This window comes from Veillonella parvula (assembly GCF_040094895.1).
Classification (GTDB): domain Bacteria; phylum Bacillota; class Negativicutes; order Veillonellales; family Veillonellaceae; genus Veillonella; species Veillonella parvula_L.
In genome coordinates, this window is sequence record NZ_JBBNGV010000001.1 from 507,335 (window position 1) to 531,156 (window position 23,822).

General features: G+C 35.7%; 30 protein-coding genes. 1 reads left to right on the plus strand and 29 read right to left on the minus strand.

The window, feature by feature from the left end; translation table 11 throughout:
* Positions 1-15: 15 nt before the first annotated feature.
* From AAAT26_RS02300 to cobU, 20 genes are all read right to left on the minus strand, one after another.
* Positions 16-900, minus strand: coding sequence for an NAD(+)/NADH kinase (locus tag AAAT26_RS02300; RefSeq protein WP_004697273.1), 885 nt, complete (start codon positions 898-900; stop codon positions 16-18).
* 9 nt (positions 901-909) lie between these two features.
* Positions 910-1,713, minus strand: a complete 804-nt coding sequence (locus AAAT26_RS02305) for a TlyA family RNA methyltransferase (RefSeq protein WP_004697112.1) — start codon at positions 1,711-1,713, stop codon at positions 910-912.
* Positions 1,710-2,189 carry a divergent PAP2 family protein gene (locus AAAT26_RS02310; RefSeq protein WP_004695814.1) on the minus strand — a complete coding sequence of 160 codons (480 nt, stop codon included), beginning with the start codon at positions 2,187-2,189 and terminating at the stop codon, positions 1,710-1,712. The genes AAAT26_RS02305 and AAAT26_RS02310 overlap by 4 nt, the downstream gene beginning before the upstream one ends.
* A 28-nt stretch (positions 2,190-2,217) precedes the next feature.
* Positions 2,218-3,096 carry a polyprenyl synthetase family protein gene (locus AAAT26_RS02315; RefSeq protein WP_004697474.1) on the minus strand — a complete coding sequence of 293 codons (879 nt, stop codon included), beginning with the start codon at positions 3,094-3,096 and terminating at the stop codon, positions 2,218-2,220.
* Positions 3,097-3,105: 9 nt separating this feature from the next.
* Positions 3,106-3,312: an exodeoxyribonuclease VII small subunit gene (gene xseB / locus AAAT26_RS02320; protein WP_004697322.1), complete on the minus strand. Its 207-nt coding sequence runs from the start codon at positions 3,310-3,312 to the stop codon at positions 3,106-3,108.
* Positions 3,287-4,510, minus strand: coding sequence for an exodeoxyribonuclease VII large subunit (gene xseA / locus AAAT26_RS02325; protein WP_349208797.1), 1,224 nt, complete (start codon positions 4,508-4,510; stop codon positions 3,287-3,289). Before xseA ends, xseB begins: the two co-directional genes overlap by 26 nt.
* A 2-nt stretch (positions 4,511-4,512) precedes the next feature.
* Positions 4,513-5,466: a Kae1-like domain-containing protein gene (locus AAAT26_RS02330; protein WP_004697239.1), complete on the minus strand. Its 954-nt coding sequence runs from the start codon at positions 5,464-5,466 to the stop codon at positions 4,513-4,515.
* Positions 5,466-5,870 (minus strand): transcription antitermination factor NusB, encoded by a 405-nt coding sequence (nusB, locus tag AAAT26_RS02335; RefSeq protein WP_215675661.1) that lies wholly within the window; start codon positions 5,868-5,870, stop codon positions 5,466-5,468. The genes AAAT26_RS02330 and nusB overlap by 1 nt, the downstream gene beginning before the upstream one ends.
* The gene (locus AAAT26_RS02340) at positions 5,860-6,255 is read right to left on the minus strand and encodes an Asp23/Gls24 family envelope stress response protein (protein ID WP_004695803.1); all 396 of its coding nucleotides are present in this window, start codon (positions 6,253-6,255) and stop codon (positions 5,860-5,862) included. The genes nusB and AAAT26_RS02340 overlap by 11 nt, the downstream gene beginning before the upstream one ends.
* A gap of 11 nt (positions 6,256-6,266) precedes the next feature.
* Positions 6,267-6,647 carry an Asp23/Gls24 family envelope stress response protein gene (locus AAAT26_RS02345; RefSeq protein ID WP_004695801.1) on the minus strand — a complete coding sequence of 127 codons (381 nt, stop codon included), beginning with the start codon at positions 6,645-6,647 and terminating at the stop codon, positions 6,267-6,269.
* Positions 6,648-6,782: 135 nt separating this feature from the next.
* The gene (gene efp / locus AAAT26_RS02350; RefSeq protein ID WP_004695799.1) at positions 6,783-7,340 is read right to left on the minus strand and encodes an elongation factor P; all 558 of its coding nucleotides are present in this window, start codon (positions 7,338-7,340) and stop codon (positions 6,783-6,785) included.
* A gap of 15 nt (positions 7,341-7,355) precedes the next feature.
* Positions 7,356-8,429 (minus strand): M24 family metallopeptidase, encoded by a 1,074-nt coding sequence (locus tag AAAT26_RS02355; RefSeq protein WP_004697030.1) that lies wholly within the window; start codon positions 8,427-8,429, stop codon positions 7,356-7,358.
* Between the two features lie 70 nt (positions 8,430-8,499).
* Entirely contained in the window at positions 8,500-9,198 is a 699-nt protein-coding gene (locus AAAT26_RS02360) for a pseudouridine synthase (protein ID WP_008713895.1), read from the minus strand.
* On the minus strand, positions 9,198-9,836 hold the full coding sequence (cobC, locus tag AAAT26_RS02365) for an alpha-ribazole phosphatase (RefSeq protein WP_004697091.1): 639 nt from the start codon (positions 9,834-9,836) through the stop codon (positions 9,198-9,200). Before cobC ends, AAAT26_RS02360 begins: the two co-directional genes overlap by 1 nt.
* Positions 9,837-9,843: 7 nt before the next feature.
* Complete coding sequence (locus AAAT26_RS02370) at positions 9,844-10,974, minus strand: pyridoxal phosphate-dependent aminotransferase (RefSeq protein ID WP_004697290.1); 1,131 nt, start codon at positions 10,972-10,974, stop codon at positions 9,844-9,846.
* A gap of 24 nt (positions 10,975-10,998) precedes the next feature.
* Positions 10,999-11,883: a GHMP family kinase ATP-binding protein gene (locus AAAT26_RS02375; protein ID WP_349208798.1), complete on the minus strand. Its 885-nt coding sequence runs from the start codon at positions 11,881-11,883 to the stop codon at positions 10,999-11,001.
* Between the two features lie 73 nt (positions 11,884-11,956).
* Complete coding sequence (gene cobS / locus AAAT26_RS02380) at positions 11,957-12,850, minus strand: adenosylcobinamide-GDP ribazoletransferase (RefSeq protein WP_004695787.1); 894 nt, start codon at positions 12,848-12,850, stop codon at positions 11,957-11,959.
* Entirely contained in the window at positions 12,850-13,842 is a 993-nt protein-coding gene (cbiB, locus tag AAAT26_RS02385; RefSeq protein WP_004695785.1) for an adenosylcobinamide-phosphate synthase CbiB, read from the minus strand. Before cbiB ends, cobS begins: the two co-directional genes overlap by 1 nt.
* A gap of 12 nt (positions 13,843-13,854) precedes the next feature.
* Entirely contained in the window at positions 13,855-15,372 is a 1,518-nt protein-coding gene (locus AAAT26_RS02390; protein WP_349208799.1) for a cobyric acid synthase, read from the minus strand.
* Positions 15,365-15,943, minus strand: a complete 579-nt coding sequence (gene cobU / locus AAAT26_RS02395; protein WP_004695782.1) for a bifunctional adenosylcobinamide kinase/adenosylcobinamide-phosphate guanylyltransferase — start codon at positions 15,941-15,943, stop codon at positions 15,365-15,367. The genes AAAT26_RS02390 and cobU overlap by 8 nt, the downstream gene beginning before the upstream one ends.
* A 63-nt stretch (positions 15,944-16,006) precedes the next feature.
* Between cobU and AAAT26_RS02400 the strand changes: the two genes are divergently transcribed.
* Positions 16,007-16,342 carry a hypothetical protein gene (locus AAAT26_RS02400; protein ID WP_004695781.1) on the plus strand — a complete coding sequence of 112 codons (336 nt, stop codon included), beginning with the start codon at positions 16,007-16,009 and terminating at the stop codon, positions 16,340-16,342.
* A gap of 46 nt (positions 16,343-16,388) precedes the next feature.
* Here the strand turns inward: AAAT26_RS02400 and AAAT26_RS02405 are convergent, their stop codons facing one another.
* The 9 genes from AAAT26_RS02405 to AAAT26_RS02445 all read right to left on the minus strand — a co-directional run bounded on the left by AAAT26_RS02405 (position 16,389) and on the right by AAAT26_RS02445 (position 23,821).
* On the minus strand, positions 16,389-16,904 hold the full coding sequence (locus AAAT26_RS02405) for a cob(I)yrinic acid a,c-diamide adenosyltransferase (RefSeq protein WP_004695779.1): 516 nt from the start codon (positions 16,902-16,904) through the stop codon (positions 16,389-16,391).
* 64 nt (positions 16,905-16,968) lie between these two features.
* Entirely contained in the window at positions 16,969-17,376 is a 408-nt protein-coding gene (gene ndk / locus AAAT26_RS02410; RefSeq protein ID WP_004695778.1) for a nucleoside-diphosphate kinase, read from the minus strand.
* A gap of 22 nt (positions 17,377-17,398) precedes the next feature.
* The gene (gene htpX / locus AAAT26_RS02415; protein ID WP_349208800.1) at positions 17,399-18,274 is read right to left on the minus strand and encodes a zinc metalloprotease HtpX; all 876 of its coding nucleotides are present in this window, start codon (positions 18,272-18,274) and stop codon (positions 17,399-17,401) included.
* A gap of 55 nt (positions 18,275-18,329) precedes the next feature.
* The gene (gene thrB, locus AAAT26_RS02420; protein ID WP_278471549.1) at positions 18,330-19,244 is read right to left on the minus strand and encodes a homoserine kinase; all 915 of its coding nucleotides are present in this window, start codon (positions 19,242-19,244) and stop codon (positions 18,330-18,332) included.
* A gap of 2 nt (positions 19,245-19,246) precedes the next feature.
* On the minus strand, positions 19,247-20,536 hold the full coding sequence (locus AAAT26_RS02425; protein WP_349208801.1) for a homoserine dehydrogenase: 1,290 nt from the start codon (positions 20,534-20,536) through the stop codon (positions 19,247-19,249).
* A 24-nt stretch (positions 20,537-20,560) separates the two neighbouring features.
* Entirely contained in the window at positions 20,561-21,010 is a 450-nt protein-coding gene (locus tag AAAT26_RS02430; protein WP_004695770.1) for an ACT domain-containing protein, read from the minus strand.
* A gap of 13 nt (positions 21,011-21,023) precedes the next feature.
* Positions 21,024-22,016: a lysylphosphatidylglycerol synthase transmembrane domain-containing protein gene (locus AAAT26_RS02435; RefSeq protein ID WP_349208802.1), complete on the minus strand. Its 993-nt coding sequence runs from the start codon at positions 22,014-22,016 to the stop codon at positions 21,024-21,026.
* A complete protein-coding gene (locus tag AAAT26_RS02440; protein WP_349208803.1) occupies positions 22,013-22,867 on the minus strand; it encodes a ChbG/HpnK family deacetylase in 855 nt (284 codons plus the stop codon). Before AAAT26_RS02440 ends, AAAT26_RS02435 begins: the two co-directional genes overlap by 4 nt.
* A gap of 159 nt (positions 22,868-23,026) precedes the next feature.
* Positions 23,027-23,821, minus strand: coding sequence for a TrmH family RNA methyltransferase (locus tag AAAT26_RS02445; RefSeq protein ID WP_024061681.1), 795 nt, complete (start codon positions 23,819-23,821; stop codon positions 23,027-23,029).
* Position 23,822: the final 1 nt, after the last annotated feature.

The following is a 23,822-nucleotide window of genomic DNA, read 5'->3' on the forward strand; positions in this document are numbered from 1 at the left end:
CCACTTGAGATTTGGTTATAACAATTCATCTCGACGAGATGCTAACTTTTTAAATAGTGTACCAAAGAAACATTGATCCTTGAATCGTACAAATAAACAATATACAGGGTTAGAGCTTATATGTAAGGTTTCTTTATTTGTAAAAGTATAGTCAAATGTACCATCAATACAAATATGTAATTGTGGTTCTCTTTCCGGCATTGTAATTTGAATCGTATCATGTTCCTCTAAAACAAGGCTTACACCTTGAATTAAGTGTGGCGCTACTGGGGTGACAATGATGGACCGATTATCTGGTTTCATGATTGGACCACCAGCCGATAGATTATAGCCGGTAGAACCTGTAGCAGAGGAAATAATTAAACCATCCGATGGATACATTTGCGTGTGTTGATTATTAATAGACATATTAATTCGCGCCATTTTAGCAGGCTCAGCACGAGTGATAACAATTTCGTTAATGATAGGAACTAGTTCTTCCTCTTTACCCTTATGACGTTCTATATAAGCATATAAATGTCCACGCTTTTCAATATTATAATCACCATTAGCAATACGTTTAATATGACTTTGCATTTGATGAATTTCAATTTGATTTAAAAAACCTAGTTCGCCAAGATTAATACCACAAACAGGTACATTATATGGATAAATTTGTCTTGCAAGATGGATGATGGTACCATCACCACCAAAACTAAAGGCAATATCTATTTGTTTGAAGATTTCTGGACGACTTAAAATATGAGTTTCAGGAATCTTAAGTACTCGTGCAGGTGCATCTGATTCGAGATCATCTGGCAAAAATACTTCGATACCTTCATCTTTACAAATATGTGCAGCCATTTTTAGAACTGCCATAATATTGCTTTTCCCCATATTGGGGAAGAATCCGATACGCATAGTAATCTCCTATAATGAATGAGCTTCTGCAACCACTGTATCAATCAAAATATCATCAATGGTTAAGGCCCCTTCTTCGTACTTTTTAAAATAACCTAAAAACTCTATATTACCTTCCATACCTTTAATTGGTGAGAAAGTTAAGCCATGTGTATACAATCCACAATCATACGCAACATGTAGAATACGATGTAAAACCTCTTTATGGATTTCACTATCTCGCACTATACCGCCCTTACCAACATTTTCTTTACCAGCCTCAAATTGTGGTTTTATTAAGGCCACCAGTGAGCCCGTATCTTTTAATAAATTAGTAGCTACTGGTAAAACTTTGTCTAAAGAAATAAATGCTACATCAATAGAAATAAAATCAACAAGTTCACCTATTTGTTCAGCAGTAACAGTACGGATATTTTGTTTCTCCATATTGATTACACGTGAATCTTGGCGTAATTTCCAAGCTAATTGATTATATCCTACATCGATGGCAAAAACCTTAGACGCACCGTTTTGTAATGCGCAATCTGTAAAACCACCTGTACTAGCTCCTATATCAATCATCACAGTCCCATGTAAATCGATAGGGTAAGTTTGAATAGCCTTTTCTAATTTAAGTCCTCCACGGCTTACATAAGGTAAAGTATTGCCTTTAACAATAATATTAGCATCCGCAGGAATCTTGGTGCCTGCTTTATCTATGCGCGTAGTATCCATAAATATAAGGCCCGCCATAATAGCTGCTTTTGCTTTTTCTCTACTTTCAAAAAGGCCTCGATTAACGAGGAGTATATCTAATCGTTCTTTATTGTTCATATTACACCATGATAAATACAATAAAACTGAATAAAGGCCACAAGAATACCAAGAATTAAACCACCAAATACTTCGATAGGTGTATGTCCCAACAACTCTTTTAATGCTTCTTTACGTGTAATGACAACAGGTATATTCTTTTTGGTAAAATAATCTACAATTTGATTAAGTATTTGAGCTTGTCGTCCTGCCTCTAATCGTACACCAGACGCATCATACATAACAACAATTGAAAATACTAAGGATAATATAAATAGATCCGTTACACCATTTTTAAGGTAAATCGCTGTTGTTGTAGCAATTACAAATGATGTATGTGAACTTGGAAAACCACCAGATCCAACAAGGCGCTCTGGTCGGAATTTACCATGTCTTAAGAGTTGCCATACAAATTTGATAGCTTGAGCCGTAAACCAGCCCCAAAATGCAGCTTGTGCGATATAATTATGTGCTATTTGTGGTAATATATCAATCATTGTTTATACCTTCTACAGGTAATACCCATTAATTCGTACGTTCTAAAAGATAATCAATTAATGCTGATAGTATAGTTGTATCATAAGAAACCAAGTTTAACGCATCATGAGCTTGGCTACCTACTAAGTAGGCTTGATGTTTTGCTTGATCTAAACCTAGTAAAGATACATAGGTAGATTTATGTTGGCGAATATCACTACCGGGTGTTTTCCCTAATTCTTCAATAGTACCGGTTACATCTAAAATATCATCAGTAATTTGGAATAATAATCCCAGGCAATTAGAATATTCCATAAGGAATGTTCGCGTAGTATTATTAGCACTTCCAAGAATAAGACCTAATTCTACAGAAGCGTTAAATAGTGCACCTGTTTTACCAGTATGTAAAACCTTTAATTCTTCTAAAGGAATATGTTTATCTTCACTGAGCAAATCAAAGGCTTGTCCCCCAACCATACCTTCTGGACCAGCCGCAGTAGCAACACATTGTATAGCATCTAGTTTTTGCTGTGCACTAGCAACTGTATTTGAAGTCATCAATTGAAAGGCATATGTTAATAACCCATCACCGGCTAAAATAGCAAGTCCCTCACCGTATACTTTGTGATTGGTCAAATTACCTCTGCGATAATCATCATTATCCATAGCTGGTAAATCATCATGAACTAATGAATACGTATGGATACACTCCATAGCACATAGAAATTCCTTATAATCCGCTGGCTCTTTATGAAGCATTTCTAGCACAGCCTTAGTTAAAATAGGTCGTATTCGTTTGCCACCTTGCATTAAACTATAATTCATAGATTCATAAAGTTGTTCAAATTCTTGATTTGGGCTATTAAGTACTTCGCCTAACCATTGTTCAATATTTTGTTTGCTAGATGCTAAATAATCTTTGAACATAGAATCTCCTTATTCGCTGATGCGGACTTCTTCGATAATTTGTTGTACTTCATCTTCAACAGAGTCAAGCATTTCAGCACATTCTTTTACCAAAGTTAAGCCCTTTTTATATTGTGATAAAAGCTCAGAAATGGTCATATCCCCATCATCTAATTGCTTAACAATATCTTCTAAGGCCTTATATTTTTTCTCATAACTTTTTAGTGATGCGGCCATCCTTGTGCGCCTCCTTTACCGTAGCAGTAATATAACCATCAGCTAGTGTAACTCGTATATCGTCATTTGGTTGTAATTGGGCAACCGAAGTAATAGGTTTGTTATCATGCTCAACCTTTGCAAAACCTTTAATCATCATTTGTAATGGATTTAGTGACTCTAACTGTTGTGCCAATAATACTAAGCTATGTCTCTCTGCATTACATCGTTCTTTAGTTGCATTAGTTAGAGTTTGTGAAAGCTCTTGTAAGTGTGATTTTTGCTTATGTAAAAATTGCAGAGCTGGAATGCCAAGTTTTCGATTAAAGAGCAATGTTAAATCTGTACGTTTTTGTTGTAGTGTATAGCGTATATATTCGTGTAAATACTCTTCTTTTTCTGTCAACTGATCTTGTAATGTAGTAATTGGAAGTACTGCCATTTCTGCAGCATGGCTAGGCGTAGCACCACGTACATCAGCTACATAATCACATAAGGTGTAATCTGTTTCATGACCTACCGCCGAAATAATCGGTGTATGAGCATTATAAATTGCCTCTACAACAGCTCTATCATTGAAACACCACAAGTCCTCCATAGATCCACCTCCACGACCAACGATGATAACATCAATATCTGGATCAGCATCTGCCGTAGCAATTCCTTTTGCTATAATTGGGCCTGCGGTACTACCTTGTACAGGAACGGAAAACAATTTAAATTGAACTAGTGGATTGCGTTGTTTACTAACATGTAGAATATCATGTAATACAGCACCAGATTGGGATGTAACAATACCAATGCAACTCGCCATATAGGGTAAACCTACTTTATGGCTATCATCAAAGTACCCCAAAGCAGTTAACTCTCGTTTTAGAGTGTCAAATTCGAGCTGTAACGGACTTTTAGCACCTATTTGCATATCTGATGCAATGAGATTTAAACGGCCCATTTTATTGTAAAAGTTAACAGATGCTTTTACAGTTACTAATAAACCATTTTGAATGGCATTAGCTAGTCCCTTTTGCATGACTGTACTAGACCACATTGTTACATCAATAGCAGATTCCTCATCTTTTAAAGAAAAATACATATGACCACTACTATGACGTTTTGCATTAATAATGGTACCACTTACATATACATTCTTTAATAGATATTCACGATCTAAGGTACGTTTTATGAGATTGTTTAATTGTGTAATGGTTAATACATTCACGATTATCCTCTAGATTCTTGTAAATAAGCAGCACCAAAAGCATTACCTGTGGCATTATCAACAGAGAATTGTGGTTGCGCCACATGTAATTGGAGATGATTTCGTTTACAATAGGTTTCCATCCGCTTACGAAGTAAACTATTACTCATCACACCACCTACAGCAATGAGTGCACGTACAGATTTCTCTTTAGTATGATAAGTAATCATTTTTTCTAGAGCATTTCCAATGGAAGTAAAAACAGCTCTAGCTAACTTAGATTTATCCATCTCACTCATAGCGTTATTTATACGTCGCATAGCAGCACTACAAGGACCGGCAAAGCTAATCCATCCGTCTTTTACAGATGATGGCAATGGTTCATATTCTGTAGTTTGTAATGCTAATGCCTCTAAATGTTTACCTGCAGGAAATGGTAAGCCCAATGCGACACCTATACGATCAACATATTGCCCCCCTTGTAAATCTTTAGAACCACCAACGATGTGAGATTCAAAAATACCGTTTCCTTGATAATGGCAATATACTAGTTCTGTCGTGCCACCTGATAGATGTAATGCCAAAAAAGGCTCATTAGGAATATTTTTTAAATCCCTCAAAGCAGCTAATATATGATTCTCTTGATGTGCAAAAATATGTAAAGGCACATTCATAAGATGACTCAAGGTTTCTCCTTGGCCTAACCCAACCATAAAGGCTGGCATATACGAATTTTCTTCGCGCCGTGGAAAACCACTAACACCTATACCGCTAATCGATACCTGAGGCAACTCTGACATTAACTTAGGCAATGCCTTTGTATGCTGAAAGACCATATTTGATTGTTGTAGTCCTCGCTCACCCAGTTTTACCTCTAAGATTTTACGTGCTTCCCCTACTATGTGAAAGTCGCTATCTACAATGGCACAACTTGTAGTGTAACAACTCGTATCAATGCCTAAGTAATATCGTTTCATTATTTACTCTTATTATATGCGTCTAAGATTGCATTAATTAATTTATAAGATGCATCAGAGCCAAACTCTTTAGCTAATTGAATGGCTTCATTAATAGCAATAGATGGCTCTAAAGGTTCCACTTTATTGTTCATTTCCCAAACGGCAATACGTAAGATAGAACGATCCACCTTATCTAAATTTGCTACTTTACGAGATTTACAGAATGGCTGTAATGTAGCATCAATTGCTTCAGTGTTTGATAGTACACCCTCTATAATACTATTTGCATATGCCTTATCCATTGCTTTATGAATGTTTCCTTCAGGAAATTGAACATCATTTTGATCAGTATGAAATTCATTGGCATATAACATTTGGAATGCGTATTGACGAGCCTCTCGCCGATTTCGCTTAGTTACCATGTAAAACTGGCTCCTTTTCTTTTACAATACCTTCAATATGCACATCAACCTTAATATGATCAAGATCTAGCATATTTTTTAAGGTTTGTTTGATTTCTAATTGCAATTGTTTTGATAATTCAATGAGATTATATCCATACAATGCTTTAATATAAATGTTAATTTCAATAAAACCTTTACGATGCTTTACATTGATACCAGGTAAGCTACGCTGACCAAAAGCATGTGTAATACCCTCTACCAACTCATCGTAAAAGCGTGGGCTTAAAGAATGAATACCAGGAATGGTTCCTAAAGTTTTTGTTGCTACATCAATGATGACAGAATCTGCAATATCAATGGTATCCGTGTCTAAACCATAATTTAATTGATTATCTGAACTCATAGAGATACCTCCTATGGCTGTTGAGGTGTTACTAAATCATCAAAAATAATGTCTTGTACAACTACATCAATAGTTTGAACCTCAATTTCTGTATAAGAGACTAAAGCAGTTTTAATGCGCTCTTGTAGACGTAAAACAACATCAGGAATACGATATCCATACTGAATGCACACATATAGTGTAACTGATATTGCTCCTTCATCGTTAAAGGATATCTTAACACCTTCATGATCGGATTTACGTCTAAAAAAAGTGTTAACGCCATCATTAAAGGTGGAACTCATATGATGAATTCCCTTTGTGTCAAGCGCTGTCATTGTTACAATTGTAGCATATACATCATCGTTAATCTTAATCTTACCCGACTCTAGTTCAGTATTTTTCTTGGTCATACTGGCCTCTTTCAAAAAAAGCACCTGTCCCTATATATAATTACATAGACGACAAGTGCTTACAGTGCAAATGTTACGATATATGGGGAATAAGATTCCTTGAAAAGATCTTGCCCCAATACATATCAATGAGTATTAGGCACGTTCGATGTATTGTCCTGTACGAGTATCAATACGAAGTACATCATCTACTTCAATGAAGAGAGGTACTTTTACAGTGTAGCCTGTTTCTAATACGGCTGGTTTATTACCACCAGTCGCAGTATCGCCACGGATACCAGGATCTGTTTCAACTACGCGAAGTTCAACAGCTACAGGTAAATCGATACCGATTACGATACCTTGGAAAAACATGATGGATACTTCCATATTTTCAAGAAGGAAGTTTTTAGCATCACCTAATTGTTCAAGGGTAAGTTCAACTTGATCATAAGTTTCGTTATCCATGAATGTATAAGAGCCATCAGATTCATATAAGTATTGCATACGACGACGATCAACATGTGCTTTAGGCACTTTTTCACCTGCATTAAATGTACGCTCAACTACAGAACCAGTTTGCAAGTTTTTCATTTTAGTACGTACGAATGCAGCACCTTTACCTGGTTTAACGTGTTGAAAATCAACTACTTGCCATACATTACCGTCAATTTCAACGGTTACACCTGGACGAAAATCATTACTGGAAATCATCTAACTCTTCTCCTTCTAAATACCTATTTCAATTAACTCTTTTGGACTATGTGTCAACACCTCATAGCCGTCAGATTTGACGATGACACTATCCTCTATTCTCAATCCGATAGTACCTGTTATATAAATGCCAGGTTCTACCGTAATGATCATATTTTCTGTAAATACCGTATCGGATTTAGTATTGGCTACTGGTTCTTCGTGAATCTCAAGACCTACGCCATGCCCAGTACCATGATTAAATTCCTTGGTATATCCATGTTCTTTAATATAATCACGACAAACTGCATCAAGTTCTTTACCAGTAATACCAGCCCGAACTGCAGCTACGCCACGTTTTTGTGCTTCTAAAACTATACCATACAGGTTCTTTTGTAATTCAGAGGCAGGCCCCATTACAATAGTTCTAGTCATATCAGAATGATAACCCTTATATACTGCACCAAAGTCAAAGGTAACAAAATCACCTGCTTCAATGACCTTATCACTGGCTACACCATGAGGCATACTAGAACGATTACCAGAAGCAACAATGGTTGCAAAGGAAGGTTCCTCTGATCCACGTTTTAACATTTCTGATTCTAATATAATGCGCGCTTCGTTTTCTGTCATCCCTACCTTTAGTTGTGGTAGCAAGGCAGCAAAAGCACCATCACCAATTTTAGCAGCTTTACGCAATAAGTCTAATTCATCTTCACGCTTAACCGCACGTAGTTTTGCAAAATTGATAGATGTAAAATTAAAGCGTTCATCTAATGTATCACATAAAGTTTCATACGTATCCACAGGCATTTGTTTGCCTTCTATACCGAATAAACCTTCGTGAATATGATGTTCATTGAATATATCTATAAGAGTGTCCATAACAGTTGTTTCATATTGAATAACTGTGTACCCTTCACATTGTTTTGTTGCTTGTTCAGTATATCTGAAATCAGTAATCATAAAGGCTTTATCTTGAGTAATGATAGCAAAGCCTGTAGTACCAGTAAAGCCTGCAAAATAATGTAAATTTATAGGGCTTATTAAAATGACGCCTGTTAATTCTTGCTCTTTAATATACTGTTGTAGCAGATTTAATCCATTCATAATCTTGCTCCTAGTCTATAAAGTACAATTAATCTTACCATAAAATACCTATATTGAATAGAATTTTATGCTACTTTTTAAAGCCCTCTATCTGTTCAACGGTCAATTCCATTGCAGAACCAACCTCTTCAATGCCACTTAAATCAATATGACCAATCGTAAGACGTTTCAAATATGTTACAGTACCACCTGCAGCACCAATCATGCGCTTAACTTGATGATACTTGCCTTCTTCAATTGTTACATGTACTGAATGTAACGATACAAATTCAATTTCTGCCGGTTTACATTGCGTACCATCTCCAAGAAGAATTCCCTCTTTAATACGTTGTATACCTTCATCAGATAGCGTTCCTTCAAATTCTACGTAATAAACCTTAGGCACATGTTTATTACCATTGATGATAGAATGTCCCCACACACCATCATTAGTTAATAGTAAAAGTCCTTCTGTATCCTTATCTAATCTGCCTACTGGAACTACTCCCATTTTTATGAATTCTGGAGGGAGTAAATCCATAACAACAGGGTGACTAGAATCTTCTACCGCTGTAACATAGCCCTTTGGCTTATGAAATTTTACATAATATAGTTGAGTAGTACTAACAATCTTACCATCAACAGCAACTATATCAACATCAATATCAATATGAGTATCTTTTTTCGTTGTTATACTGCCATTGATGGTAACCCTTCTATCTTTTATGATTTGATGGACTTCTTTTCGACTACCATAGGCTTTATTGGCTAATAATTTATCTAGTCGCATTATGCATGACCTTGTAATACATCTACGTGTGCTGTATCATTGAGCAAGTTTAAAATATTATGATCAAATTCTCCCATGCCATTATAGAATATACGATTAATTGCTGTATTACCTTGACTAAAATTCCAACAATGACTAATGGAAATATCTAATAATTTACACAATAATGTTCGTATAGTTCCACCATGACAAGCAATGAGAAGTGTTTCCTCCTCATTATTAACATTGATGAATTCCTCTAGACCTGCCCATGCACGGTCTTGTAAATTCTTAAAGCTTTCACCATTAGGAACCTTAACTAGATGTGGTCGCAAATACATTTCATCTATCAAACCAGGCCAACGATCTTCGATATCTGAAAATAACATAGCTTCCCAATCGCCAAAATTAAGTTCTCGTAAGCGTTTATCTACTGTAATAGGAGTAGTACGTTCACCGCGAATGACTTCAGCTGTAACTAAAGCACGACTCAAATCACTAGATAATATGCGATCAAATTTAACATCTTTAAGAGCCTGACCACATGCCTTTGCTTGATTTAAACCATTTTCATTAAGTGGAACATCTGTGATGCCTTGGTATTTTCCCATTTTGTTCCAATCAGTTTCACCATGGCGCACAATATACAATGTCTTCATAGTCTTCCTATACTTTCAAAATATCTGTTAATTTTTCTACTAACTTAACATTAGTATCATGATCTTTTATTGCAACGCGAACCCATTGATTATTTAATCCCATATAAGAATCACAGTTGCGAACAATCATATTATATTTTTTAAGCGCTTCATTAATCGACTCTGCTGTTATTCCTTCTTGTTCAATGTGGAACAACATAAAATTAGCTGAAGGCGGATATACAGTAATACCATCTATAGTATCTAATGAATTATACATAAAAAGTTGCTCTTCATGTAATACTTGTTTTGTTCGTTTCACATACTCTACATCATTCAAAGCCGCCTCTGTATAGGATTGAGCTAATGTGTTAACAGACCAAGTTGGAATAAAACTATTTAGTTGCTCAATGATAAGAGGATTGCTGAAAGCAGCACCAATTCGTAGCCCTGGCACGGCATAGAATTTTGTAAAAGAATGAACCACAATAATATTATCAAACTCGTTAACTAGGGAGCGCATGGAGTATTCATTATCTTGTAATGTATCGTTACCAACAAAGTCGATAAAGGACTCATCTATAACAAGTAAACTATTAGCATCTTTCAGCATGCTTGCAATAGTAAGAATATGGTTCTTATCAAGTAACGTACCATCTGGATTATTGGGATTACCTAGAAATACAATAATACGACCATCTTGCCCCTTTAACTCAGCTGCAAAAGTTTCTAATGCTAAATAAGGAACCTCAAAATAAGGTTTTCCATGTTCATCTTCCCGTGGTCGATAATAAATATCGCGTACTGGAATTCTACTTGCTTCTAAAGCCGCTTTATATTCAGAAAAACCTGGTGCGGGAACAAAAGCGCCCGTATAGCCAGGTAACCGACAAATTGCATATAATAGCTCTGCCGCTCCATTGCCAACTACAATTTGATTTTTATTCATACCATAGATATCAGCAATGGCATTTAATATATCATCATTTGTAGCATCCGGATAATGTGATATATATCGCAATTGAGATTCTAATGCAGATAAGCCACGTTGGCTAGGGCCTAGTGGATTGATATTAGCACTAAAGTCAATAACCTCATATGGTTCAATTCGTTGTTCATGGGCAAACTGAAAGATATTGCCCCCATGTATTTTAGACATACTATTCTCTTTCTATGAAATACTTTATCGTTTAATATAAGTTAATCCTTCATTCGTAGTTTCAACCGTATCTACATAGGTTAATTGTGGCAACTTACGCAAAATCTCATTCTTACAATCATCAATACGACCATAATCAACGGGGAATAATAGTCCCATAATGGTTCCGCTATGAGCGATGATTGTTCCCACACTATTATAAGAATTACCTACATCGTGAAAGTCATATAAATTAGGTTTATATAAAATACGCTGATTGCCAAAGGCACTCAATGTAGCAGCTTGGCCAATAAGCTTTATATCATGCGTTGTAAGACCCTGTTTAAACAAATCAAAGGATTCTTGTATAATAGATTCTTTTTCTAAAATTTTATTTTGTAAATCTGCTTGTTTATTAAAGCTAACTGTATCAATGCTACCGCCTTCGTCAAAAACGAGGATTTTTAAAGGTGGGCACATACCTAATGGCTTAGAGATAGTCCCTTTAATATAATCAAACTGAGTTACACCTTGATAAAAAGAGGCATCTGTAGGCTCTACAGATAGACAAATTTGCTCAAGTTCTTTTAATGATAAATCATAGTCCATGGCCAAAGCTGTAGCCATAGCTGTTACAGAAATATCTGCCGAACTTGAAGCCATGCCTTTTCCTTGTAGAATATCGGATCTTACATACACAGGCGGGCAAATTTGATTTTTCTTTTTTTTTTGGACCAACTCTTGTACTAATTTACGAGCTTGTGCCGATTTTGGTTGAAGTGCACAAAATTCTTTAGAAAAAGGTTGTATTACATTACTCAATGCGTAGGAGTATCGATTAATTGGACATGTCACTAAAAATGACTGACCATCAATAGAACCTTGTAGAAATTCCCCACATGTACCTGGGGCTCTTACATAATAGGTCACATTAAACTCCTTTCACATCAAATAAAGTATACGTTCTAAAAATATTAAAACTTTGAAAATCAAAAATTTAGAGTTAGAACATAGTTGGATTATTAACTACTGTAGCTGATAGTATAGATAAAATTATGCTATATACCAGTATCAATAATACTTCAGTTACTTCCACAACAAATCCATATGTATCACCAGTAGTGCCACCTAACGCTTTTACAATATAGCGGTTTAATAATCGGTTAATAATATACGTAATAATCATGCTAACAATATTGATTTGGAAAATACCTATAGTAGCATATACTAACACACCTAATCCTACCAAATATCCTACATCAGGTGCTGATAAAATTGCATAAGCACCATATAAAAGTGTATATAATACTAAACCGATTAATAGTAATAGAATAGGCATAAAGAACGTAGATATGGTGTTATAAGTAATAACATGTTTAGGTGCTAAATTAGCAAATGCTGCCCCCATCCCCTGTTCTCTAGCATATGGATAGGATCGAATACTAAAAACCATAGACCAACGGCTCATTAAAGGCATCATAATGAGTGCCATAGGAATAAATTCAGCCGATGGAATCGAAGCTAATAATTGCCATTTCAAAAGTGTAACAAATACAAAAGCAACAACTCCAAAGGAGCCTATACGACTATCTTTCATGATTTCTAGTTTACGTTCTCTTTCACGGCCGGAAAACAAACCATCGCTTGTATCCATCAAACCATCAGCATGAAGGCCACCAGTTATTAAAAACTCAGCCACAACGATAATTAACATCAATGGCATGATCGGAATAAATGGCGATAATACGCCATATAATATAGCTAATATGAGACCAATAATAAGGCCCACATAAGGAAAGGCTACAACAGATTTACCAAAGTCCTCTACAGACCATTCAGTTTGATTTACAATTTTTAAACGCGTTAAAAATTGTAGTGCTATAAAAAAAGGTGTCATTATACATTCATCCCATAGGTAATAACTGTACTAATGATGACCATTAGTATAGTCGTAACATACATCATATAAATTGTTCGAGTAATATGGTTACGGTTTAGCTTTTCAATAGGATCTCCCATATATTCACGGAAGGTCATTTTTTTAAAATACTGATTGTAACCACCTAAACGGATATGTAAGGCCCCTGCCACAGGTGCTTCTGCATACCCCCCATTAGGACTAGGATGTTTTTTTGCATCACGTAAACCGATTTCTATTGCCTTTTTAGCATCAAAGCGTAAAAAGAATGCAGAAATTACAAATAATACAAAGGTAATTCGGGCAGGAATCCAATTTAATATGTCATCAAAGCGTGCAGCTACGCGACCAAAGTACAAGTACTTTTGATTTTTATAGCCTAACATAGAATCCATAGTATTAGCAGTTCTATAAAGAATAGCCCCCATAGGGCCACCGATAATAAAAAAGAAAAAAGGTGCAATAATACCATCTACCGTATTTTCCGCGATTGTTTCTACTGTAGCCCGAGTGATTTCGCTTTCATCTAAGTCTTCCGTATCTCGTCCCACAATCCATGATAAACGTTTGCGAGCATCTACGATATTACCTTGTTTTATTAACTGACTAATGGTAAAACCTGCGCCAGCCAATGAACGTGGAGAAATGGCAATGTAGAGAATCACTACTTCGAAAGCATAGTATACCCATTCGTCTACTACTCCACCTAGCCATAACAATAAAGATACTATGATATATACCGATATAAGAATTAAACCTACTGCAATACCACCGTACCACAATTTCTTCGTATCATTATCAGTGTCTTTATAAAGAACGGCTTCAAAAAAAGATATTATACGTCCTATAATGGCCACTGGATGATATTTACTATTGGGATCCCCAATAATTAAATCCAATAAAAATGCTAAAACTGGTATGCACACAAAGTTATACTTTGAAAACCAGTGAAAAATTGCTAAATGTTCCATATATCTCCTCTACTATCCCAAGGTAGACATAATATAATCCATATCTAGATGTTCCTCCACAATATCAGCTAAGCGATTATATGCCGCATTTTTATGGTCAAAATAATGGAATACTACATCTAATGGTTGTAATCCCTTGCGTTCACGTAATTGATTGATAATAAAACGTCTAAACTCGTCATTATCAAATACACCGTGAATATATGTACCCATTACTTGATGATTACCATCAATAAAACCATCAATAACATTGACAGCCTCTTCACTGCGACTTGTAATTGTAAAGCAACGAGACACCGAATCTGCTAGTGGCGTAGTATCCCCCATATGAATTTCATAGCCTACTAAATTTTCCCCCCTAAAAGTACCATTTAAAAACTGTAAATTAGATACATTGAATTGTACTTGATGGGTTGTTTTTTGAGCCTTCATAGTCGTAGATGATTCAACAAGGCCAAGTCCTTCAATTTCCTCGATATCACCTTCCATATGATGAGGATCATAAATAGTTTTACCTAACATTTGGTTACCGCCACAAACACCGATAACAGGTGTACCTTGAGCAGCCAATTTTTTGATTTCATCAGCAAAGCCTGTATCACGTAAATATGTTAAGTCAGCCAATGTATTTTTAGAACCAGGTAATATAATTAAATCTGGCGTACCGATAACATCTCCAGGGCCTACAAAACGGACAGATACATCTGGCTCATAATTAAGTGCATCAAAGTCTGTAAAATTAGAGATTTTAGGTGTTTGCATAACTACGACCTGAATATCTTTAGTACCACTATTGCGTTTGTTCTCTAATGCAACAGAATCTTCTTCATCAATATCGAGGTTCTCAATGGCAGGAATAACACCTACCACTTTTTTACCTGTTTTTTCTTCAATAAATGTAAGAGCTGGTTCTAATAGTTTGATATCACCACGGAATTTATTGATAACGATACCTTTAATAAGATCGCGTTCTTCTGGTTCTAATAATTCTAAGGTACCAACAATGGACGCAATAGCACCACCTCGGTCAATATCTGCAATGAGAAAAACTGGAGCTTGAGTCATCTTGGCAATACGCATATTTACAATATCATTTGCTTTTAAGTTAACTTCTGCAGGACTACCGGCACCTTCGATAACCATCATATCAAAATTTGAGTCTAAGAAATCAATAGATTCTTTAACCTTATCTAAAGCGGTTAGTGAATATTTTGTATGATATTCTTTGGCACTATATACGCCAACAGGTTTCCCCATCAATACAACTTGAGACGATTGATTTCCTGTAGGTTTTAATAACACAGGATTCATTTGAACAATTGGATCAATACCAGCGGCTTCGGCTTGAGCGACTTGAGCACGGCCAATTTCATCGCCCCATTTTGTCACATAAGAATTGAGGGCCATATTTTGTGCTTTAAAAGGAACGGTCTTAAAACCTTTTCTATAAAAAATACGGCATAATGCAGTACAAAGAATACTTTTACCTACATTAGAACTCGTTCCTTGAAACATGATTTTCTTAGCCATTTATATGAACCTCCTGTGATTTCAATTCAATGGTAACACCACTAATTGTTAAATAGAGTTTATCTGCAACAGAAGCTACTGCTCGATTCACACGACCAGCAATATCTCTAAAATATCTAGCCAGTTTATTATCCGGCACAATACCTAACCCAATTTCATTGGTCACAAATATAACTGTTTTACCTTCACATGATTGTATCGAGTCTAATAAAGTGTCTAATTCTGAAAGTATTGTCTGTTCTAATCTATTAGCATCTTCTTGACCACGAATGGAGCCATAAGCCATCATGTGATTGGTAGTGAACATGGTTAAACAATCTATAAGAATTACATCTGCTGATTGACTGATATTTTCCCATTCATCAGCTAAATGTAAAGGTACTTCAAAATTATTCCATATTTTTCCTCGTCGCTCTTGATGTTTTTTGATGCGATCCACCATTTCCTCATCAAAAGCTTGGCCCGTAGCTACATAAGCTTTTGGCCCCTTTGTAGCCAATGCTAAACGTTCAGCAAATTCACTTTTTCCACTGCGTGCCCCACCGGAACACAATATAATTTGTGATTTCATAATGCACCTATACAAGAATTTATAATTTCAGTATCATTATAAGTATAACAAAGGAGCGATACTATGGAAATTATGAATATGAAACTAAAAATGATGGCTACGCTATGGGATAATACATATCGTGTTGCCATCGATGACGGACAAGGTAAATATATTGGTACTGCACGAGTAGTAGTGAATGTTCCTCTACCACCAGAAGCTTTACCTGAAAATGCACCGCAAGTTGAAGCACAACTATTAGTATTAGTTGAAGACTTTGATTTCGGCGCTGATAAAATTATAAACTTTGAAACAACATTAGCCAATTTATTAAGAGAAAAATTCCGTTATGAAATTCCTCATATCTTCTTTTACTATCCTAGCCCTCAAGATGTTTTAAACCAAACAATTTCACAATAGGTCTATAACGAGCAAAAAGCTATGTAAAATACATAGCTTTTTTTGTTTATTCAGCTCCAAGTTCTTCCTCTACACGACACAAGATAAAGCAAAGGTCGGATAGACGATTTAAGTATTTTAAATTAGATTCGTGAACACTTTCACCAGCGTCTAATACTCGCCATAAAGCGCGTTCCGCACGTCGAGTAATCGTTCTAGCTACATGTAAATAAGCAGAAGATTGTTTTTCACCGGGAATGACAAAACTAGATAAAGGTTCTAACTTTGCATCAAAGCGATCAATAACTTTTTCTAAATGCTTTACATATTGCTCAGTAATTACCGGAGCAGTATTTAAACTTGCAATATCAGCCATTAATGTCCATAAGTTTCGCTCAATATCGTATAATTCAGCAGCAACACGTGGATTTTCAGCATAAGCGCGAGCCAATCCTAAAAAAGCTTGTAATTCATCGATTGTACCATAAGCTTCTACGCGTAAAGATGATTTCTGTACACGTTCTCCCGTGTATAAACCAGTTGTACCAGCATCACCTGTTTTTGTATAAACACTACTTGCCATATGATTACCTCCTATAGATATACATGGATGTAGAAATAAAAGCTAAATGATCCCAACCTTGAGATTATTTGTATTCAGGGAACCAAAGATGAATTTCACGAGCAGCAGCTTCTGGAGAATCAGAAGCATGTACTACGTTAGCATCCATTGTTAGGGCATAGTCACCACGAATACTACCAGGGGCAGCATCTACAGGATTTGTTGCTCCGTTTAAAGCACGTACGGATACAATTGCGTTCTCACCAGCTAACACAAAAGCAAGAACTGGGCCTGATGTAATAAAATCAACTAATTCACCAAAGAATGGCTTTTCCTTATGTTCTGCATAGTGTTCTTCCGCTAATTCACGAGGTACTTGTAAGAGTTTTAATGCTTTAATAACAAGGCCTTTACGTTCATAACGGCTAAGGATTTCACCACTTAATTGACGTTTAACTGCATCTGGTTTAATTAAAACTAATGTTTCTTGCATGATACCCTCCAGTAGATACTAATTATAATATTACCTTTTCTTTATACTTTGGATTCATAGCTTGTTTCTTTAACTTTTGAATACGTTCTTCCGTGCGAGGATGTGTACTAAAAAGATTGCTCAAGCTTTCACCAATTCCCATCATAGGGTTAATAATAAACATATGGGCTGTAGCATTACTTGCATTAGGCAATGCACCATGTTTAGAGTAGTAGTCAATTTTTGCAAGTGCAGAAGCCAGTGCTAATGGGTTGCGACACATATCTCCGCCTCCCTCATCAGCTAAAAACTCACGAGTACGGGAAATACTCATCTGAATAAGACCAGCTGCGATAGGTGCAATAATGATCGTACCAAGAAGCGCCAAAGGGTTAGTGCCTTCTCGATCATCGGAGCGCCCAAATATGGCAGTGAATTGAAGTATATTGGCTATCATAGAAATAGCACCAGCCATCATAGCTGCAATTGTACTAATCAATGTATCTCGATTCTTAAGATGTGTTAATTCGTGTGCAAGCACACCTTCTAATTCTTCATCAGTTAATAGACGTTGGATACCTTCTGTAACAGCAACTGCTGCATGACTAGGATTTCTACCTGTTGCAAATGCATTCGGTACTTCACTGGGAATGATATAAACCTTTGGCATTGGTAAATTACCATTTTTAGCCAATTGATCTACCATTGCATATAGTTTTGGATTAGACTGTGCAGTAACAGGTTGAGCATTGTATTGGGCTAAAACGATTTTATCGCTGTACCAATAGGACATAAAATTCATACCCATGGATATGACAAACATCATAATCATACCGCTTCTGCCGCCAATCATATCACCAATAACCACTAAAATGGCTGTTAGAGTCGCTAATAAAAGTGTTGTTTTTATATTGTTCATAGTTTCCTCCAATTATTGTTATGGACTGTGCCTAACACTATAATTATACCATAAACTATATAATTAACGCTCCAGTTGTATCAGCTTCTAAGCAATATATTTTATTTTCAATCTCATTTGCTGTGAATACGGCCCCCATAGCCTTTGCTACCTCTTGTACATGAGTTTTATCAACATATGCAATCAGAGTAGAACCCGATCCACTGATAGTAGCACCGTAAGCTCCAGCAACTTTTGCGGCTTCAAAAACTTCATCACAATGAGGAATCAATGTCTTACGATAAGGTACATGCAAGTTGTCATCTAAGGCAACAGATAAATTACTTAATTGATGCGTAATTAAGCTTGTTACAAATAATGAAGCATGACTTACATTTTGTACAGCTTCTTTAAATGGAATATGATTTGGTAGCACAGAACGAGCATATTCAGTAGATACCATGACTTCTGGTACTACAACAGCAAAATGTAGCTCCGGAGGAATAGAAATGACCGTGTTTAGTACCTTATTTTTTAAACCTGTAGCACAACATAAATTTCCGTAAATAGCTGGCGCCACATTATCTGGATGACCTTCCATACGATTTGCTATAACTAGTAACTCTTCTTTTGAAAGTGGATGCTTTACCAATGCGTTCGCCAGTAAAAGCCCCCCTACGATAGCCGTACTACTACTACCTAGTCCACGAGAGGGAGGAATCAAGGTTTCAGAAGTTATATGACCATATCGAATTGGTTCTTGAGCAGTAGCAAAAACTTGATCCATAGCGAAACCAATTAGATTCTTTTTAGGATCTTCAGCGCGTAGAATATCTGCACCAAAACCTTCAAAAGTATATGTATATTCTGTAGCATTTTCATCTGGTGTAAAGCTGAATATATTATAAAGATTTAGTGCTAATCCTAAGCAATCAAAACCTGGGCCACAGTTTGCACTAGTGGCAGGTACTTGTACACGAACAGTATTCATAATTAAGCTTCCATAATACGAATGACACTATTAACAGCCTTAACGGAGCGCAAGCTATTAAAAGAGTCTATAAGATTTAAAATATAAGATCTTGGGCATTTAGATGTAACAATGGCAAGAACTGCAGTTTCTGGATCCATATTTCGTTGAACGATGGATAAAACAGAAATCTTTTGTTCTGCTAATTTTGCAGAGATTTTTGCTAGTACACCTGTTTTATTATCTACTGCTAAACGCAAGTAGTAGCTAGATTGAATTTTACCTGGAGAATAAATATCTTTTTGATCATAATAGAACGGTTTCAAACGTCCCGTTTCATTATAAGAAACATTCTTTGCCACTTCCATAATGTCAGATACTACAGAACTACCTGTCGGTAAGCTACCTGCACCACGACCATATAACATGACATCGTCGATACCATTCCCCTTTACATAAATCGCATTATAGGATCCGCGAACAGATGCCAATGGATGTGTAGTAGGAATAAATGCAGGGTATACATTTAGAGATAATCCTTGAGCAGTTTCTTTAGCAATACCTAATAATTTAATATTGTAACCAAACTCTTTCCCAAATTTTATATCTTCAGTATCAATACAAGTAATACCTTCTACAGTTACATCTTCAAAGAAAATACGACGGTTAAAACTAATGGATGCAAGTATTGCCAATTTACGAGCTGCATCAAGGCCTTCAACATCAGCTGTAGGATCTGCCTCTGCATATCCTAACTCTTGTGCTTCTTTCAATACATCTTGATAGCTTAAACCTTCTTCAGACATTTTAGTCAAAATAAAGTTTGTAGTACCGTTCATAATGCCAATGATTTCAGTAATACGATTACCGGCTAACGATTCATATAATGTGCGGATTATAGGAATACCACCTAAAACAGATGCTTCAAAACGTAAGTCTACCCCATTTTTACTCGCTAAGTCTAATAAGTATGGACCAGCTTCTGCTAGTAAGTCTTTATTTGCAGTTACCACATTCTTCTTAGCTTTTAAGGCTCCTTCTACGCAATTTTTTGCAAAGTTTGTACCACCCATCAATTCCACTACCATTTGGATGGAATCGTCTTTTAACACTTCATCAATATCAGTTACATATTTAGCTGTTTCTGGTAATGTAATATGACTATATTTTTCTGGATTTCGTACATAAATTTTTGAAATTTCAACATTGACACCTGTACGATTTTTAATTAATTCAGCATTGTCTTGCAATAAGTTAAAAGTACCTTGTGCAACAGTACCAAAACCTAATAAAGCAATTTTTATAGTGGTCATAATCGTCCTACTCTCTTAATTAGCCTATGCTTGGCCTAAAATCTCTACCTTGATAATACCCTTCATAGAGCGAATATCTAGCAATAAATCTTCTAATGAACCTTGTAAATCCTTGGTTTCAAAAGAAATACTACTATTCGCAATGCCTTGTAATGGAATATCTTGATTAATCGTTAAAATACTACCGTTACGTTCAGCAATGGCTTTCAAAACGCTTGATAACATACCAGATTCATTTGACATAGAAACATAAATACTAACAATTTTCCCTTGAGCAATTTCAAAAAATGGAAAAACATAATCCTTGTATTTATAATACGCAGATCGACTTAAATCCATTTTTTCAACTGCTTCGTTAATTGTTTTAACCTCACCTAGTTTTAGAATTTCTTTTACTTTTATCGTCTTTTTTATAGCCTCTGGTAAAATATCTTCTTGAACCAGATAAAATTTATCTTTTTTTGGTTTAGACATAGAGCACACTCCCTTATTGTTCTCTTGAAGTTTCTTGGGCAACGAATTGTCGTCCATATAATGTTAATACTGCATACATACCGATGAAGAATGGCATATATTCAGCCATAACACGCCATCCTACAGCGATGATGCCCACTGTTCCATTAGGTACAAAGGCACTAAATAATACTACAAATAGACCTTCTGCAATGCCTGTCCCCCCTGGGGTTGGTGCAAAATACAAAATAAGATTTAATAAAATCATGCGATCTAAAACATCGATAATAGGAATATCTGGTGTGAAAGCATACATTAAGGCGGGTGCAATACAATATAAGCATAATAAACTCAAACCAGATTCAATAAAAACTATTAAAGATTGGACAGGTTGTTTATAAAGTAAACCAAGACCTTGATTTAATGTTTCTAATTTAGAAAGCCAATCTTTAGTGTTATGTGCTTTAAATCGTTGTGCTAGATTATAGACAAATTGACGCATATATTTAGTCTGTAATATATAAGTTCCCACTAAGGCCGCTATAACAACAAGCACGGCAAAAATCAAAAGCATATCACGAGAGATATATGGAATTTCAATAGCATCTCGTAAAAATACTAATGGTAGCATAATGACCAAAAACATAATGGAAAATACGGTACGTATTAATACAATCGGTGTACCTTTAGATATAGGTACGCCATAACTTCTCAACACCAGTACTTGCGCGACAGCACCCCCGCTAGCTCCAGGTGTCAACATAGCCATAAAATAATTACTAAAAATAACTCGTAACACTGCTCGTATCGATAACTTGTAACCACCAATTTTTACGAGCCTTTGAAGTCGTAATCCATCAAAATACATACCTGCTACTAAAGCAACTAAAGCTAATAATAAGGAAATACTATTAAAAGATGATATGGCTTTCAATGCATCTAAATCAATAGTATAGTAAATGATACCAATTGATACAGCCAACAACAAGAGAAACATAAAGATGCCTCTCTTCATCATTTTACTCATACCAAGTCTCCATAATTAATGAGCTCTATATCATGTTGACTTATATATAATCGCGTATGACTGGAACAGAGTGCTTGCAACTCCTCTTCCCAATGATAACCCCAATTATAAAGCTTACTAAGAATACTACTATTACTACCTGGATGAACCATCAATTCATGGGTACCAGAATGTTTATTTACCGCTTTTAAAATACCCATTAGAGATTTCTGATTTATATGGCCTCCATTTACCATGCCCCAAAAATATTGGGTTGTAGTCATACAATTATTTCGTATGACTGGTCGCGCATTAGCCGCAACCGTTGATAAACCAACTTTACCAAGAAATCGAATTGGGGAATACATATAATTCATAAAGCCAGTAGACTCATCGGGTATACGTATAGCATGTATACCAAAGGATTTTGCCTGTTCAATCACAATTGGCAATACCGTTGGTAGCACATGCATATGTTGATGTCCATCAATATGAGTTACCCTTAAGCCGGTATCCATTATTTGAGCTATTTGTCCATGAATCTCTTTACGTAATTCACTATAATTGATTTTGCCAGAGTAAATACGTTTAATAAATTCTACATAGTTCTCTGGAAATACACCTTCTGGTGTGAGAAGTGATGAAACTTCTGATGGATCACATATTGGTTTCACCCCACCCACCAAGGTAATATGAATACCAATGCCCAACTTAGGGTTTTGTTTTGCCATACTTACGGCTTCTGTAAAAGCTTCTCCTCCTGCCATTAAAGAGGTACTGGTAATAATACCCCTACGATGACCATCAATAATACCAGCATTAACTGCACTATGAAGGCCAAAATCGTCTGCATTTACAATTAATTTGGACATAGTTATCTTCCTTTTCATGAAAAAAAGGGAGAACTTTGTTCTCCCACAAAGGATATATGTTATTGTACCAAATACACAACTAAAAAATCAATACAAAAGCCCTCTACTTGTATACTAGTAGAGGACTTTTTATAAGGTCATAAATTTTTATCATATATACTAAGGCATCAATTGTTCTTGTACTTTATACATACATAATGCAGCAGCTACGCTTACATTTAAGGATTCCATATCACCATACATAGGAATCATAATACGATTTGTACATAGATTCATAACCTCTGGTGTTACGCCATTCCCTTCGTTTCCTAATACTAGCATAGTTCGCTTAGCATAACGTACAGTATGATAAGGATTGGAATGTTCTAAAGCAGTTACATAGGTAGTCATATTAGACTCGGTTACCATATCATGTAACAGAGATAAGGTAATATCCTCATATAAAGGTATTTTATGTAAGGCGCTCATAGTACTGCGCACTGTCTTGTCATTAAAAGGATCCACAGTTCCTTTCATCAAAAATATACCTTTTACACCTGCTGCAACTGCTGTACGAATTATGGTACCTAGATTGCCAGGATCTTGAACTCCATCTAATGTAATATATAAACCATCATCAATGTGAATGCTTTCCATATCGTATTTTGGTTTTGATACAATAGCAACTACACCTTGTCCATTTACGGTATTATCCACCTTATCAAATATTGGATCTTGTGCAATAAATTTAGGTACAAATTGAACAGTATCTAAGTCTAATAAATCTAATACATGTTTATCTTGCGCTTTAGATTCACGTATAACAATTGTTTTTACTGCCCCCATAGCTGCAATATCTCGAATAGATCGAATACCTTCAACAATGTACTCTCCATATTTTTGGCGATTTTTACGCTGCCCTAAAGAGATAATTCGCTTTATGGTCTTATTATCTTTAGATTGGATATATTCCATA

Bases quoted from the DNA above. Each gene is read 5' to 3' on its own strand.
- AAAT26_RS02300 (WP_004697273.1), bottom strand. From the start codon at position 900: ATGCGTATCGGATTCTTCCCCAATATGGGGAAAAGCAATATTATGGCA.
- AAAT26_RS02305 (WP_004697112.1), bottom strand. From the start codon at position 1,713: ATGAACAATAAAGAACGATTAGATATACTCCTCGTTAATCGAGGCCTT.
- AAAT26_RS02310 (WP_004695814.1), bottom strand. From the start codon at position 2,189: ATGATTGATATATTACCACAAATAGCACATAATTATATCGCACAAGCT.
- AAAT26_RS02315 (WP_004697474.1), bottom strand. From the start codon at position 3,096: ATGTTCAAAGATTATTTAGCATCTAGCAAACAAAATATTGAACAATGG.
- xseB (WP_004697322.1), bottom strand. From the start codon at position 3,312: ATGGCCGCATCACTAAAAAGTTATGAGAAAAAATATAAGGCCTTAGAA.
- AAAT26_RS02330 (WP_004697239.1), bottom strand. From the start codon at position 5,466: ATGAAACGATATTACTTAGGCATTGATACGAGTTGTTACACTACAAGT.
- nusB (WP_215675661.1), bottom strand. From the start codon at position 5,870: ATGGTAACTAAGCGAAATCGGCGAGAGGCTCGTCAATACGCATTCCAA.
- AAAT26_RS02340 (WP_004695803.1), bottom strand. From the start codon at position 6,255: ATGAGTTCAGATAATCAATTAAATTATGGTTTAGACACGGATACCATT.
- AAAT26_RS02345 (WP_004695801.1), bottom strand. From the start codon at position 6,647: ATGACCAAGAAAAATACTGAACTAGAGTCGGGTAAGATTAAGATTAAC.
- efp (WP_004695799.1), bottom strand. From the start codon at position 7,340: ATGATTTCCAGTAATGATTTTCGTCCAGGTGTAACCGTTGAAATTGAC.
- AAAT26_RS02355 (WP_004697030.1), bottom strand. From the start codon at position 8,429: ATGAATGGATTAAATCTGCTACAACAGTATATTAAAGAGCAAGAATTA.
- AAAT26_RS02360 (WP_008713895.1), bottom strand. From the start codon at position 9,198: ATGCGACTAGATAAATTATTAGCCAATAAAGCCTATGGTAGTCGAAAA.
- cobC (WP_004697091.1), bottom strand. From the start codon at position 9,836: ATGAAGACATTGTATATTGTGCGCCATGGTGAAACTGATTGGAACAAA.
- AAAT26_RS02370 (WP_004697290.1), bottom strand. From the start codon at position 10,974: ATGTCTAAAATACATGGGGGCAATATCTTTCAGTTTGCCCATGAACAA.
- cobS (WP_004695787.1), bottom strand. From the start codon at position 12,850: ATGACACCTTTTTTTATAGCACTACAATTTTTAACGCGTTTAAAAATT.
- cbiB (WP_004695785.1), bottom strand. From the start codon at position 13,842: ATGGAACATTTAGCAATTTTTCACTGGTTTTCAAAGTATAACTTTGTG.
- AAAT26_RS02390 (WP_349208799.1), bottom strand. From the start codon at position 15,372: ATGGCTAAGAAAATCATGTTTCAAGGAACGAGTTCTAATGTAGGTAAA.
- cobU (WP_004695782.1), bottom strand. From the start codon at position 15,943: ATGAAATCACAAATTATATTGTGTTCCGGTGGGGCACGCAGTGGAAAA.
- AAAT26_RS02400 (WP_004695781.1), top strand. From the start codon at position 16,007: ATGGAAATTATGAATATGAAACTAAAAATGATGGCTACGCTATGGGAT.
- AAAT26_RS02405 (WP_004695779.1), bottom strand. From the start codon at position 16,904: ATGGCAAGTAGTGTTTATACAAAAACAGGTGATGCTGGTACAACTGGT.
- ndk (WP_004695778.1), bottom strand. From the start codon at position 17,376: ATGCAAGAAACATTAGTTTTAATTAAACCAGATGCAGTTAAACGTCAA.
- htpX (WP_349208800.1), bottom strand. From the start codon at position 18,274: ATGAACAATATAAAAACAACACTTTTATTAGCGACTCTAACAGCCATT.
- thrB (WP_278471549.1), bottom strand. From the start codon at position 19,244: ATGAATACTGTTCGTGTACAAGTACCTGCCACTAGTGCAAACTGTGGC.
- AAAT26_RS02425 (WP_349208801.1), bottom strand. From the start codon at position 20,536: ATGACCACTATAAAAATTGCTTTATTAGGTTTTGGTACTGTTGCACAA.
- AAAT26_RS02430 (WP_004695770.1), bottom strand. From the start codon at position 21,010: ATGTCTAAACCAAAAAAAGATAAATTTTATCTGGTTCAAGAAGATATT.
- AAAT26_RS02435 (WP_349208802.1), bottom strand. From the start codon at position 22,016: ATGAGTAAAATGATGAAGAGAGGCATCTTTATGTTTCTCTTGTTGTTG.
- AAAT26_RS02440 (WP_349208803.1), bottom strand. From the start codon at position 22,867: ATGTCCAAATTAATTGTAAATGCAGACGATTTTGGCCTTCATAGTGCA.
- AAAT26_RS02445 (WP_024061681.1), bottom strand. From the start codon at position 23,821: ATGGAATATATCCAATCTAAAGATAATAAGACCATAAAGCGAATTATC.